Source organism: Bradyrhizobium quebecense, from assembly GCF_013373795.3.
Lineage (GTDB): Bacteria > Pseudomonadota > Alphaproteobacteria > Rhizobiales > Xanthobacteraceae > Bradyrhizobium > Bradyrhizobium quebecense.
Genome location: NZ_CP088022.1, coordinates 4,059,822 through 4,072,541, shown reverse-complemented (window position 1 = coordinate 4,072,541; position 12,720 = coordinate 4,059,822). Strand labels below are relative to the sequence as shown.

Annotated in this window: 18 protein-coding genes; 11 read left to right on the top strand and 7 right to left on the bottom strand. The window is 63.3% G+C overall.

Going from position 1 to position 12,720, the window contains the following annotated elements; genetic code table 11:
* Positions 1–343 precede the first annotated feature (343 nt).
* The 7 genes from HU230_RS19845 (at position 344) to HU230_RS19815 (ending at position 3,404) form a co-directional block, all read left to right on the top strand.
* Positions 344–667 carry an ArsR/SmtB family transcription factor gene (locus HU230_RS19845; protein WP_176530225.1) on the top strand — a complete coding sequence of 108 codons (324 nt, stop codon included), beginning with the start codon at positions 344–346 and terminating at the stop codon, positions 665–667.
* A complete protein-coding gene (locus HU230_RS19840) occupies positions 664–1,095 on the top strand; it encodes an SRPBCC family protein (protein ID WP_176530226.1) in 432 nt (143 codons plus the stop codon). The genes HU230_RS19845 and HU230_RS19840 overlap by 4 nt, the downstream gene beginning before the upstream one ends.
* Positions 1,096–1,241: 146 nt before the next feature.
* The gene (locus tag HU230_RS19835) at positions 1,242–1,475 is read left to right on the top strand and encodes a hypothetical protein (RefSeq protein ID WP_176530227.1); all 234 of its coding nucleotides are present in this window, start codon (positions 1,242–1,244) and stop codon (positions 1,473–1,475) included.
* A 76-nt stretch (positions 1,476–1,551) separates the two neighbouring features.
* Complete coding sequence (locus HU230_RS19830) at positions 1,552–1,986, top strand: DUF1801 domain-containing protein (protein WP_176530228.1); 435 nt, start codon at positions 1,552–1,554, stop codon at positions 1,984–1,986.
* Between the two features lie 40 nt (positions 1,987–2,026).
* Complete coding sequence (locus HU230_RS19825) at positions 2,027–2,527, top strand: GNAT family N-acetyltransferase (RefSeq protein WP_176530229.1); 501 nt, start codon at positions 2,027–2,029, stop codon at positions 2,525–2,527.
* Between the two features lie 50 nt (positions 2,528–2,577).
* On the top strand, positions 2,578–3,015 hold the full coding sequence (locus tag HU230_RS19820) for a phosphatase PAP2 family protein (RefSeq protein ID WP_176530230.1): 438 nt from the start codon (positions 2,578–2,580) through the stop codon (positions 3,013–3,015).
* 116 nt (positions 3,016–3,131) lie between these two features.
* On the top strand, positions 3,132–3,404 hold the full coding sequence (locus tag HU230_RS19815; protein WP_176530231.1) for a hypothetical protein: 273 nt from the start codon (positions 3,132–3,134) through the stop codon (positions 3,402–3,404).
* 156 nt (positions 3,405–3,560) lie between these two features.
* On the opposite strand, the gene HU230_RS19810 is transcribed toward HU230_RS19815, so the two are convergent.
* The 6 genes from HU230_RS19810 to flgF form a co-directional block, all read right to left on the bottom strand.
* Complete coding sequence (locus HU230_RS19810) at positions 3,561–3,854, bottom strand: antibiotic biosynthesis monooxygenase (protein WP_176530232.1); 294 nt, start codon at positions 3,852–3,854, stop codon at positions 3,561–3,563.
* Between the two features lie 96 nt (positions 3,855–3,950).
* The gene (locus HU230_RS19805; RefSeq protein ID WP_176530233.1) at positions 3,951–4,385 is read right to left on the bottom strand and encodes a hypothetical protein; all 435 of its coding nucleotides are present in this window, start codon (positions 4,383–4,385) and stop codon (positions 3,951–3,953) included.
* 328 nt (positions 4,386–4,713) lie between these two features.
* Positions 4,714–5,466, bottom strand: coding sequence for a flagellar basal body L-ring protein FlgH (flgH, locus tag HU230_RS19800; RefSeq protein ID WP_173637557.1), 753 nt, complete (start codon positions 5,464–5,466; stop codon positions 4,714–4,716).
* Between the two features lie 5 nt (positions 5,467–5,471).
* Positions 5,472–6,527: a flagellar basal body P-ring formation chaperone FlgA gene (gene flgA, locus HU230_RS19795; protein ID WP_176530234.1), complete on the bottom strand. Its 1,056-nt coding sequence runs from the start codon at positions 6,525–6,527 to the stop codon at positions 5,472–5,474.
* A 2-nt stretch (positions 6,528–6,529) separates the two neighbouring features.
* Entirely contained in the window at positions 6,530–7,318 is a 789-nt protein-coding gene (gene flgG, locus HU230_RS19790) for a flagellar basal-body rod protein FlgG (RefSeq protein ID WP_173637555.1), read from the bottom strand.
* A gap of 16 nt (positions 7,319–7,334) precedes the next feature.
* On the bottom strand, positions 7,335–8,099 hold the full coding sequence (flgF, locus tag HU230_RS19785; protein WP_092115410.1) for a flagellar basal-body rod protein FlgF: 765 nt from the start codon (positions 8,097–8,099) through the stop codon (positions 7,335–7,337).
* Positions 8,100–8,482: 383 nt separating this feature from the next.
* Between flgF and fliL the strand changes: the two genes are divergently transcribed.
* From fliL to HU230_RS19765, 4 genes are read left to right on the top strand one after another with little or no spacing between them, the layout of a single operon-like run.
* Positions 8,483–8,971 carry a flagellar basal body-associated protein FliL gene (fliL, locus tag HU230_RS19780; protein ID WP_176530235.1) on the top strand — a complete coding sequence of 163 codons (489 nt, stop codon included), beginning with the start codon at positions 8,483–8,485 and terminating at the stop codon, positions 8,969–8,971.
* Positions 8,972–8,989: 18 nt separating this feature from the next.
* On the top strand, positions 8,990–10,192 hold the full coding sequence (gene fliM / locus HU230_RS19775) for a flagellar motor switch protein FliM (protein WP_092115408.1): 1,203 nt from the start codon (positions 8,990–8,992) through the stop codon (positions 10,190–10,192).
* Positions 10,189–10,662: a DUF6468 domain-containing protein gene (locus tag HU230_RS19770; RefSeq protein WP_176530236.1), complete on the top strand. Its 474-nt coding sequence runs from the start codon at positions 10,189–10,191 to the stop codon at positions 10,660–10,662. Before fliM ends, HU230_RS19770 begins: the two co-directional genes overlap by 4 nt.
* Positions 10,659–11,471: a MotE family protein gene (locus HU230_RS19765; RefSeq protein ID WP_176530237.1), complete on the top strand. Its 813-nt coding sequence runs from the start codon at positions 10,659–10,661 to the stop codon at positions 11,469–11,471. The genes HU230_RS19770 and HU230_RS19765 overlap by 4 nt, the downstream gene beginning before the upstream one ends.
* Before the next feature lie 40 nt (positions 11,472–11,511).
* Here HU230_RS19765 and HU230_RS19760 read toward each other — a convergent pair whose 3' ends face one another.
* Positions 11,512–12,714 (bottom strand): glycosyltransferase family 87 protein, encoded by a 1,203-nt coding sequence (locus tag HU230_RS19760; RefSeq protein WP_176530238.1) that lies wholly within the window; start codon positions 12,712–12,714, stop codon positions 11,512–11,514.
* Positions 12,715–12,720: the final 6 nt, after the last annotated feature.

Here is a 12,720-nt window from a genome sequence, read left to right as displayed (position 1 = left end):
GTCGATCGGTGGTCATGGGTCCCTGCTTTCGCAGGGACGACACCAAGCAGGTTTAACGGTCTGTGAGCCAAACATCCGCATGCCCGCGATGAGTTCGGTCAGGCGCCAGGCGGAATATTTTCTTATTGCGGGATTGACAGGTTTTGCTGAGTTGCCCGAACGGGCAAATCAGCGGCTGATGGATAGCCAATCAGTTATGGGTATGTCGGCGCGGCCAATTCCGCGCCAAGCACACCGAAGGTATTACAGCTTGATCGTCAGTCGGCGTTCCCCGACTTCTCGCTTGACCAATCCATAGCTGTCTGGTTATACGTTAATCCATAACCAACGGGCTATTGATCCGATGCCGGACGCTCACGACCTGCTGTTTCGAACCCTCGCAGACCCGACCCGCCGGGCGATCTTCGAGCGCCTGTGCCGCGAGGGCGAGCAGACCGTCGGCGCGCTGACCGCGCGGGCAAAGATCTCGCAGCCGGCGGTGTCAAAACATCTCGGCGTGCTGAAGCAGGCCGGGCTGGTGCGCGACCGCCATGTAGGAAGGCAGACGCATTACAGCGCGCAGCTCGGCGCGCTGGCGCCGCTGATCGACTGGACCAGCCAGATGGCGGGCTTCTGGCAGAACCGGTTCGACCACCTCGAAGATCTTCTCAAAAGGATGGACCAATGAACAAGACCACCGCTGAAACGCGCTCCGCAATCGTGGAGCGTGAATTTTCCCATCCGCCGGAAAAGCTCTGGCGCGCGCTGACGCAACCGCATCTGATGGAGGAGTGGCTGATGAAGAGCGACTTCAAGCCCGAGGTCGGGCACAGCTTCAATCTGCGCGGCGAGTGGGGCGGTGTGCTGGACTGCAAGGTGCTTGCCGTCGAGCCGCACAAGACGCTGTCCTACACTTGGAATTTCGCGCATGCGGATGCCGCCTACAATCTCGAGAGCGTGGTGGTCTTCACGCTGACGCCGACAGCGAAGGGCACCCATCTGCGCGTCGAGCAGTCCGGCTTCCAGCCGCATCAGAAGCAGGCCTATGGCGGCGCCCATGCCGGGTGGAAGCAGTTCCTGGAGAATCTCGATCAGCTGCTGGTGCGCGAGGATTGATCTTCTCGCTCTCCCTTTCTCGTCATTGCGAGGAGCGATAGCGACGAAGCAATCCATTGATCCGCGTATTCGGTGCGATGGATTGCTTCGCTTCGCTCGCAATGACGGCAATACACAAACTTGCATCTACCCAACAGGAGGTCACATTGAACTGGAACAACTGGATCAGGCAATTTCACCGCTGGCTCTCGATCGCCTTTACGGTTGCCGTCATCATCAACATCGTCGCGATGGTCCTGCAGCAGCAAGCCGTCTGGATTGGCCTGCTGGCGCTGTTCCCGCTGATCTTGATGCTGCTGAGCGGCCTGTATCTGTTCGCGTTGCCCTATCTGGCGCCGCGGCGCGAGCGTGGGGCATCGACCCGGGCGTCGCAAGCGTGAGCCCGGGCATCACAAGCGTGATGTCTGGACATTCCAAATGTGATTGCATGGGACAGGCTGATAACGCGAGGCAGCAATGACGGCATCGGAACGTATCGACCAGATGATCGAGGATCTCACCGACTGGCGCGGCAAGACGCTCGCCAGCCTGCGCAAGAGCATCCTCGCCGCCGACTCGGAAATCATCGAGGAATGGAAGTGGATGGGCAGCCCGGTGTGGTCGCGCGACGGCATCATCGCGGTCGGCAACGCCCACAAGGGCAAGGTGAAGCTGACCTTCATGTATGGCGCGCAACTTCCCGACCCCGACAAGCTGTTCAACACCGGCTTCGAAGGCAACGTGCGGCGCGCGATCGATCTGTTCGAGGGCGACAAGATCAACGACCGCGCGCTGAAGGCCCTGATCCATGCTGCGATCGAGCTCAACCAGGCCAAATCCAGCAAAACTGCGAAGAAGCCTGCAAAGAAGGCGGCCGCGGGCGCTCGCGCAACCGCGAAGAAGAAGGCATGAGCTGCGCCGGCATGCAGCCTGCCGATCCGGTCCGTCGGCGATGATCGAGACCAGGCTCGCCACATCGTCGGATGCGGAAGCGATCTCAGCGCTGCTGACGGCCAACGCCGGCGACCGCGGCGGCATGCTGCTCGGGCAATGGCCGCGCGAGGTGATTGAGACGCGCATTGCATGCGGGCAATCGATCGTCATCGCGACCCGCGATGAGGGCAGGCTGCTCGGTGCGCTCCTGACGTCGGAGATAGGATTCGGCGAGGCCCCGCCGGTGCAGGCCATGCTGAAGGCCTGGCCGGGCGGCCCCGGTGCGTATGTGTATGGCCCCGTGTGCGTCGCCCCGGACGCGCGCGGCCTCGGCGTCCTCGACGCGCTCTACGCCAGGCTTCAGGCAACGTTTCCCGGCCGCGAAGCGATCCTGTTCATCAGGGAAGACAATCCGCGCTCGCTCAAGGCGCATCTGCGGCTCGGCATGCGCGCGGTCGCGCGATACGACTTCGGCGGCAAGGTTTTCGTGGTCCTGAGCGACAGGCCCGACCCCGAATAGCCCGAATCGCGCCGGGAACCTGAGTTCTGCGCACGGGAACTCAGGTCTCGGTGTCAGCAATACCGGGAAATAAATCGTTCACCATCAAGGGGGCCTTTGTCTATTTCGATCATCCCGTCGCGATCCTCGATGCGCTGCCCGAGCACGCGGGAATCTATCATCTCGCGAAGTTCGAGTACTTCCACAACGGCGTGTCTCCGGAATTGTCGTTGAACAATCTGCAGGGCGTCGTGACCTTTCCGTCGTTCCACGCGTGTCTTGCCTTGATGACGATTTTGGCGACGATCGACACATGGTGGCTGTTCGGCATCACGCTGATCTGGAATCTCCTCGTCCTCGTCTCGACGCTTCCGATCGGCGGGCATTACGTCATCGACCTGACCTGCGGTGCGCTGCTGTGGCTGGCGGCGATGAAGATCGAGGCGATGCTCGGCAGATCGTTCATGACCTGGCGCGGAATGCCGATGCCGGAAGCCGTGTCCGCCTAGCGCGGGCGCAGAGCGGATCAGCGAGGCGATATCACCTCTGCTTGATGTCGGCGGCGGCTCTTTAGCTGAACCCGCCAACCGCGGTTCCGACAAACGTGAAGGTGGAGCGGACGGCAATGGACTGGGAAGCGTTGTGGGAAGCCCTGTTAGGCTCGTTCTTCCCGGCGCCAACGGGCTCCAGACTGCTTGACGCTGCCCCAACTGGAATTTTCCGCTCACGGCTTTTCTGGGCGTGGATTGTACTGCTTGCCCTTCTGATCGGACTGGCGTGCTGCATCATTCACATCGGCCTTCGGTCAACGCCGACGTTGCTTCGGCTCGCTGTCCTCGTGGATGCCGTTGCACTGGTGTTCGTGCGGCGCGCGCTCAAATGGCGCTATCCGATCTAGCGATAATTTCGATGGCACCGCCAAGCGACCGCCGGGCTCGCGCACAGCCAACCTACGCCGAGATGTCCACCGCCTGGCCGGATCGCGATGATGCGACACGCGCCAGACGTGCGGCAGGAAAGTTCTGCCGGGTGAACCTTGCCTGGGAAGCGGCCGTCACGCCTTGGTGTGCACGATCACCGGTCCGGCAATTGCCGTGACTTGCCCGACCAGCAATGGGCCGAGATTGTCATCGATCCAGGCCAGTGCGCGGCGGTTGGCTTCCTCGGCGCCGGCATGGTTGTTGAAGACGCTGATCGCGGTGACCGTGTCGTCGCCGGCATAGACCACGTAGTAGGCCATGAAGCCTTCGACATCGCTGATGATCGGAATTGCGCCTTCCTTGATCCGGCGCGCGAGTTCTTCGGCGCTACCAGTCTTCGCCTTGGCGTGACGGATGGCGGCATACATGCGTTCCTCCTGCCGGCTGCATCGATCGGGCTGCGCTTCGCGCATGCGCGATGGTACGCCTGAAGCGGCGGAGATGCCATCGGGATTGCGGACCGATCAGCTGAAGCGCCGCGTCACGACGGCCGCGCGGCGGTCGGGGAGCTTCGGCAGCCTCGTCAGATCCGCGCGCGTTGCCATGGTTTTTGGGCCGGGGGCGGGCGCCTGCTCCTGTTGCTGCAGAAACAGCGTGGCTTCGAACAGCACGCCGGGGGCCTGCTTGGCGGTGCCCGAGCACACCGCGCGATTGCCACTGAAGGTGCCGGTCAGCTGCGCCTCGACCTCGTCGCAGCCGAACACGGTGGTGAAGGGGCCGTCGGCATATCTGTGCGTCGTCAGGACCGCCGTGAAGCGGTCCTCATCGAGCTGATAGGAGCCGCCATAGGTGAACATGGCGTCGCCGCCTGTGATCCTGCCGTTTGCGAGCTGGACTATTCCGGTGCCTTCGCCCCGCGGCGTCCGGAACCACGCCGCATATCGACCGTCTCTTTGCATGACCGTCATAGAAACAGAAAACCCTGCGTTGTCTCCTTGCTACGTTGCAAGCGCCGGGACTGCTACTGCGGGCTGCTGCAACGGTTAACGAACCGAGAAAGCGATCGCGCGAGTTGCGCGAAGCGGTATCGAACTGATGCGCGACGATCGCGCGAGTGAATTGGACCGGTCACAAGAACGCCACGGCCCTCGCCAGGGGAGCTAGCGAGGGCCGTGTTGGTACACCGCGCCGCGCCTAGGTTCGCGACGAGATGTGGGAGCTCGAAAAAGTCTTACTCACGCATGATCCGTTTCCGAAAACCGGTTCCCACTTTTCGGGACCGTGCCGTTAGAAGGGCAAGAGCACGTCGAGAACCTGCTGGCCGTAGCGCGGCTGTTGCACGTCGGTGATCTGGCCGCGGCCGCCATAGGCGATGCGGGCCTGGGCGATCTTCGAGGAGTCGATCGTGTTGTCGCTCTGGATGTCTTCCGGACGTACGATGCCGGCCACGATCAGCTCGCGGATTTCGTAGTTGACTCGGATCTCCTGCTTGCCTTCGACCACAAGATTGCCGTTCGGGAGAATCTGGGTGACGACGGCGGCGACGTTGGTCTGCAATGCTTCCTGGCGGTTGACCGAGCCCTTGCCGTCGCTCGAGGCCGTGGAGTCGGCGGTCAGGATACGGCCGGGCAGGATCTTGTTGGCCTGCGTGATGGTCTGCGAGCCGAGGAAATTGGTCACCCCGGAATCTTCGGAATTGGTGCGGCTGCGCTGGGTTTCGTTGGCGATCGCGGCCTTGTCGGTGATGTTCACCATGACGGTCAGGATGTCGCCGACACGTGCGGCGCGCTGGTCCTTGAAGAAGGCGCGCGAGCCGCTGCGCCACAGCGAGTTGGGGCTGTAGGAGGCGACTTCGGGCTTCGGCATCGGCATCTGCACCGGCTTGTAGCCGGGCTGCGCCGTCGGGTTCTCGATCTCCGTCAGCTTCGGCTTTTCACCGATCTGGGAGAGACGGTCGATCGACGAGCAACCGCTGGCGATCGTTCCGAGCGCGAGCAGCGCACCGGTCAGGATGAGGCGGTTGATGCGGTACTGGGACATGAACTTTACTCGGCGTTTGGTGCGACTGAACTCAGCTTGACGGGAGCGGAATCTGAAGAGGCGGCGTCGGCGGCCGGCGCTGCGCGCGGCGTCGCGACCGAGATCGAAACCTCGCCGCGCCCGGTGACGACGCCGGTGACGGCGCGCTTGGACTGCAGGTTCATCACGTTGACGACATCGCCCTCGGCGCCGCCATCCATCGCCTTGCCGCGGATCGTGAGGTAGAGACCGGAGGTGCGGTAGACCAGCGTGACGTTCTGGTCGCGGGTGACGAGATCGGGTTTTGCCATGTCGGCTGTGCGCAGCGCCTGGCCGGCGCGGATCTGGCGGCGCATCTGCATGCCGACGGCGCTGTCGCGCACCGCCGCGTCGTTGCCGATTTCGGCTTTCGGACGGCGCTCGACCACCACGTCGGAGGCTTTCAGCACGTCGCCGCGCTCGACATTGCGCGTCAGCACGGCGGCCTCGATGGTCTCGATCGCGGTTCCGGTGAGGCGCAGCTTGTACGGAGCCGTGCCGGCTTCGTTGCTGACCTCGAAGGTGACGTCGAAACGCGTCGAACGCGGGTCGTAGCGCACGGCGACGGGCTGCATCGCGCCGGTGTTGGTTGCCTCGAGGCGGAGGTCGCCGGGATCGCGGTCGAAGGTCAGCGCGATGTTGCCGGCCTTGCCGAGCCCGTGGCGGCCCTCCAGCGCGCGCGCCAGCTGCTGCTCGATCTCCTTGCTGTCGATGGTGCGCGCGAGCCGCGTGACGGTGATCTCCTTCAGCTCGCGGGTGTCGACGCCGATCACCTGGTGGGTGCGCAGCACGTTCAGCACCTGTGCGACCGGCAGCGTGCCTGTGGTGCCGAGGTCGGGCGCGCGGTAGATCGCAATGCTGCCGGCGCTGCCGGCGTTGTCGATGAGGTCGCCGACCCGCACGATGTCGTCCGCGACCGTGACGCTGGCGCGCAGCGTCGGCACCGCGATGCTCTCGCCGCGGACTTGCGCTGTGGCTGGTAGCGCGGTCACCGCGAGGAGCGCGGCTGCGATCAGGAATGAGCGGGCGATCATCGACATCATCCTCAGCGGAACAGGTTGGAGGTCGACTGCATCATCTGGTCGGCCGCGGAGACCACCTTCGAGTTCATCTCATAGGCGCGCTGCGCGGCGATCAGGTCGGAGATTTCCGAGACCACTTCGACGTTGGCCTGTTCGAGGTTGCTCTGCTGCATGTCGCCATAGCCGTCGGTGTTGGCGATGCCATCCTGCGGCTGGCCGGAGGCCGGCGTTTCCTGGAACAGATTGTCGCCGATCGGCATCAGGCCCGCCTTGTTGATGAAGCGGGTCAGGCCGATCTGGCCGATCGTGGTCGATGCGGTCTGGCCCGGCAGCGTCACCGAGACCTGACCCTGCGCATTGATGGTGAGGCCGGAGGCGTTCTGCGGGATCGTGATCGTCGGCTGCACCAGATTGCCCTGCGCGTTGACGATGCGGCCCTGATTGTCCATCTGGAACGAGCCGTCGCGGGTGTAGGTGAAGGTGCCGTCGGGCATCAGGATCTTGAAGAAGCCTTCGCCGCGGATAGCGATGTCGAGATCGTTGCCGGTCGGCGACAACGTGCCCTGGGTCATCATCCGCGGCGTGCCGACGGTCTTGACGCCGCCGCCGAGATCGATGCCCATCGGCATGATGGTGTTCTGGTCGGAGGCCTGCGCGCCGACCCGGCGCACGTGGTCGTAGATCAGGTCCTGGAACGCGGCGCGCTGCTTCTTGTAGCCGGTGGTACGCAGGTTCGCGATGTTGTTGGAGATCACCTGAACGCTGAGTTCCTGTGCCGCCATTCCGGTCGCCGCGGTATAAAGTGCGCGCATCTGTCAGTCCCCCGGATCAGTTCGGCACGTCGGCGAGCTTCTCGATCGCCGATTTGTGCAGGTCGCTCTGCTGCTGGAGCAGCGAGGCGATTTGGGTGTAGGTCCGCGTGATCTCGATCATGCGGCTCATCTCGACGACGGAATTGACGTTCGACTTCTCGATGAAGCCCTGGCGGATCTGCGCCTTGGTGTCCGGCTGCGGTACCGCGCCTTCGCCCGGCACATAGAGGTTGGAGCCTTCCTTCAGCAGGCGCTGGGCCTGCGCGAACGAGACCAGGCGCAGCTTGCCGCGGATCGAGTCGAGCCGGGACGTGCCCTCGAGCACGCTGACGTTGCCGTCGGGGGCGATGTTGACGTCGTGATCGGTCTGCTGGAACGTGATCGGGCCGGCGGTGCCGAGCACCTGATAGCCCGAGGCGGTGACGAGCTGGCCGCGATTGTTGATCTGAAGGTTGCCGTCGCGGGTGTAGCGCTCGCCGCCCGGCGTCTGCACGACCAGGAAGGCGTTGCCGTCGATCGCGACGTCGAGCGGGTTCTTGGTCTCTTCGGTCGGGCCCTGCGAGAAATCGTGGAAGGTCGCGCGGTCCTGCACGAAGGAGACGCGGCGGTCGGAGGACGCGAAATTGTCCTCATGCGCGTTCGAGGACAGATATTCCTGGAACAGCGACCGGTCGGCCTTGTAGCCGTTGGTGTTCATGTTCGCGATGTTGTTGGAAACGACATCCATCTGCCGTTCCAGCACCATCTGCTTCGATAGTCCGACCAGAAGCGTATTCTGCATCGGTGGTTCTCCCCTGTGAGGTGATCCGATGCGAATGGTTCTCCCAAACCTTCACGCCGGACCGTCGGTAACCATTGGGTTCTCCCAAACCCGCCAGTCACGTCGTCCTCTCAGCGAAACCCGTGCCAACTTGAAATAGGCAGATATTTTAATGGTTTAGATGTTTTGCGGGACGCCGTGCCGGGCGGCAGAAAGGTCTTGTTGACCATGTTTGCCCGGCAGTTTTTTCCTAGTGGAAGGTAAATCCTAATCTTCCATTAACCATTATGACCCCAGTGTTGCCGGCATTGGGGCGCGTGTGCGCCGGCGGCCTTTGTATCGCGTCTTCAAGCCAAAGCTGGGGCAAATCGCGTTCGCATCCTTCGGGTTGAAGCGAGCGGACGATGGCGGATGAGGAAAAGACGGATGGCGGCGAGGGCGCGGCCGCTCCGAAGAAGGGCAAGCTCAAGCTGATCATTGCCGTCGTCGGCTTCCTCGTCGTGCTCGGCGCGGGCGCGGGCGGATGGTTCTTCTTCATGCGCGGTCACGGCGAGGAGCAGCACGCCGAAGCGCCGCCGCCGAAGCCGCCGAGCTTCGTCGACGTGCCTGACATGCTGGTCAATCTGGTCGGCGCGCCCGGCGAGCGGGTGCAATATCTCAAGCTGAAGCTCGTGCTCGAGATCAAGGAAGAGAAGCAGGTCGAGGCGATCAAGCCGGCGCTGCCCCGCGTTACCGACCTGTTCCAAACCTATATGCGCGAGCTGCGCCCGAGCGATCTCAACGGCTCGGCCGGCCTGTTCCGTCTCAAGGAAGAGCTGACCAAGCGCGTCAACCTCGCGCTGGCGCCCAACCAGGTGAACGCGGTGCTGTTCAAGGAAGTCGTGATCCAGTGACGGGGCGGATGTAAAGCCATGGCCGGCAACGACCAGATGGACCAGGACGCCATTGCGGCCCAGTGGGAAGCCTCGCTCGATTCCGAGGATCCCGCGGCGGCCGCGGCGGAAGCTGCCAAGAACGAGCTCACCGAGAACATGGCGCTGCAATGGGCCGCCATGGTCGAGGACGGCAGCCGCGACTTCGGCGGCAAGAACACCAATGGCGAGCGCGTGCTGTCGCAGGAGGAGATCGACAATCTCCTCGGCTTCACGGTCGGCGACGTCAGCCTCGACGATCACTCCGGCATCCGCGCCATCATCGATTCCGCGATGGTGTCCTACGAGCGTCTGCCGATGCTCGAAATCGTGTTCGACCGCCTGGTACGGTTGATGACGACCAGCTTGCGCAATTTCACCTCCGACAACGTCGAAGTCTCGCTCGACCGCATCACCTCGGTGCGCTTCGGCGACTACATGAACTCGATCCCGCTGCCGGCGGTGCTCTCGGTGTTCAAGGCGGAGGAGTGGGAGAATTTCGGCCTCGCCATGGTCGACTCCAACCTGATCTATTCGATGATCGACGTGCTGCTCGGCGGCCGCCGCGGCCAGACCCAGCTCAAGATCGAGGGCCGGCCCTACACCACGATCGAGACCAACCTCGTGAAGCGGCTGGTCGAGGTGGTGTTGTCCGATGCCGAGCAGGCGTTTCGGCCGCTGTCGCCGGTGACCTTCACGATCGACCGCCTCGAGACCAACCCGCGCTTTGCCGCGATCAGCCGTCCGGCCAATGCCGCGATCCTGGTGCGCCTGCGCATCGACATGGAAGACCGCGGTGGCAATGTCGAATTGCTGCTGCCCTACGCCACCATCGAACCGATCCGCAACGTGCTGTTGCAGATGTTCATGGGCGAAAAGTTCGGCCGCGATCCGATCTGGGAAGGCCATTTCGCCACCGAGGTGGCGCAGGCCGAGATTGCGGTCGATGCGGTGCTGTACGAGGCCGATATCCCGCTCAAGGAGCTGATGAAGCTCAAGGTCGGCGACACGCTGCCGCTGGATATCCGTTCCGACGCGCTGGTCTCGGTCCGTTGCGGCAATGTCACCTTGACGGAGGGCCGCATGGGCCGCGTCGGTGACCGCGTCGCGATCCGCGTCACCAAGAATTTGCGTAAACCCCAAACCACCTTCGCGATGTTCGAGAAGGCGGACGAGCGGACCAAGATGATGGAGGCACCATGAGTCATGTGCTTGGACTAGCAATCGAGAGTCTGGTAGCCGTGCTGCTGATGCTGACGATCGGCTATTGCTGGCTGCTCAACAAGCGGCTGCAACGGCTGAAGGCGGACGAGCATTCGCTGAAGGCGACGATCGCCGAATTGATCACCGCGACCGAGATCGCCGAGCGGGCGATCGGCGGGTTGAAGCACGCGGTGCGCGACGTCAACGAGAACCTCGGCAACCAGCTCGATGCAGCGGTGCAGATGTCGGCGCAGCTGAAGAACCAGCTGGCGGAAGGTGATGGTGTGGTGCGCCGCCTGTCCAAGATCGCGATGGCCGCGCGGCCGCCGGAGCCCGCGCATGCACCGGCACAGGCGGCGGCGCCCGCCGCACCGGTAGCGCCGGCGCCCAGGGTTTCGGCCGCGCGCGCGGTTGCCGCGGCGGCTGAAGCCTTCACCGAGCGCAGGAGGGCCGGCGGCCTCGCTGCATGAAGTTGCTTCGTGACATCAGAGTGATGCCCGTGGTGCTGGTCGCGATCTTCGGCCTGATGGTGCTGAAGGTCGCGGGCCTCGTGCTCGATGGCGGCTACGTGTTTGCCGACGACGCGCCGCCGGCCGGCCCGGCCGGTCCATCTTGGGCGCAGCAGAATTTCAACTTCCCCGGCGCTCCCAAGGCGGTTGCCGACAGCAAGTTCAAAGCCGATCCCGGCGACATCACGGGATCGGTCGAGGGCAAGGACGCGAAGAAGGACGAGGCACCTAAACCGGCCGCACCGGCCGCGGAGGCGCCCAAGCCCGACGGCGTGGTGGTCAATCTGGATGCGCCGCCGCCGGTGTCAGCGTCCGAACGCGCGATCCTGGAACGGCTGCAGTCGCGCCGCCAGGAGCTCGAGACGCGCGCCCGCGAGGTCGAGATCCGCGAAAGCCTGCTGAAGGCCGCCGAGAAGCGCATCGAGGCCAAGGTCGAGGAGGCCAAGGCCAATGACGCCAAGGCGAATGCCGATGCGGCGGCCAAGGCAGAAGCCGACGCCGCCCGCTTCAAGGGCATCGTCACCATGTACGAGAACATGAAGCCGAAGGACGCCGCAAAAGTGTTCGATCGGCTGGAGATGACCGTGCTCTACCAAATCGCCTCGCAGATCCAGCCGCGCAAGATGTCGGACATCCTCGGCCTGATGCAGCCCGAGGCCGCCGAACGCCTCACGGTCGAACTCGCCCGCCGCGCCGGCGGCGACAAGTCGGTATCAACAGACGATCTTCCCAAGATCGAAGGCAAGATGCTCACGCCGAAGACGAATTGACGGACGCTATCGGGAAATCCGTCAATTGGCAGTGGCGTCCTCAGCCGTAAGCCAGATCCGACTTAACGCCGGGTTGCCGGCATCTGATCCAGATCATCGCAATGACGGTCGCGCACATGAACGGACCGACGGGCACGAGCGCGACCGGGTAGGTAAACCCCGCCAGGACAAGCACGCCGAAGCCGATCCGGAGTTCGGAGCGATTCGAGAGAAGGGAGCCATGTTCGGCCATTGGCTCGTTCATGAGAAAAATGAGCGCGAGAGCCAGTATCGCCGTGTCGTAGATCGCGAAGTAGGGAGAGACAAGTAGGGTTGCGACGAGCAGGCTCGCGGCCTTCACGGCGAAGCTGACGTTGCGGCGCCATATGATCACGCCCCACATCGCGGCTGCCGCAGCGACAGCGATGTGCAATGCCATGGCCGATCCGTAGCCAAAGCCGGCAAACCGAAGCACACCGTAGACGCTCTGCAGCTTGTACCAAGCCAGTGTGCCGGTGAGATGGAACTGCGTCGTCGCGAAGACTGCCGCCTCACGGAATCCCTCAAAGGTACCCCAGCCGAAAGTAAGCCCGGCGAGCAGCATGAGGACCGGTATCACCAAACTGGCCGTGATGACGACGACCCAGCGTCCAGTGGCTATCAGAACGAGAGGAAGCAGGACGCCATATTGCGGCTTGAAGATCAACAGCGCGATCAGGAAGCCGCTGACGATCGGACGCCTGTCCAGCGTCAGCAGGATGACGCCGAGCAGCGATGCCGCGAGGAGGGAGCTTTGGCCGACAATGAAATCGTATAGGACGGCCGGCACGGCGAATGCCACCAGCAGCGCGGCGAAGCGCGGCCGGATGGCGGAAACAACGAGCGCCCAGCACAGCAGCTTTGCGGAGCTCCAGATCCAGAACGCGGTCGGATACGGCAGCAAAGCCAGCAGTCCCGCCAGAAAGAAAAATACCGGCGGGTAGAAGAACGGTATAGGTACCTCGTAAACGGGATACGGAGCCAGGTTCAAGCTAGGATGAATCTGAAGGATCAGTTGCCGCAACTGCGGCCAATCGTAGGCGGTGGCGGCATGGCCATCGAGAGCCATTTTCCCCGCACTCCAAAAACATGAAAAGTCGAGCCCGGTCGCGCCGGTACCGTCAACGACTTTCGGTACCACGCAGTATAGGGTGAAACTCAACACGATGAGGCTGGCAATGGCCAACGCACGGTCGTATCCGCTGCGCTCCGTACCGCGCGCCATTCCAAT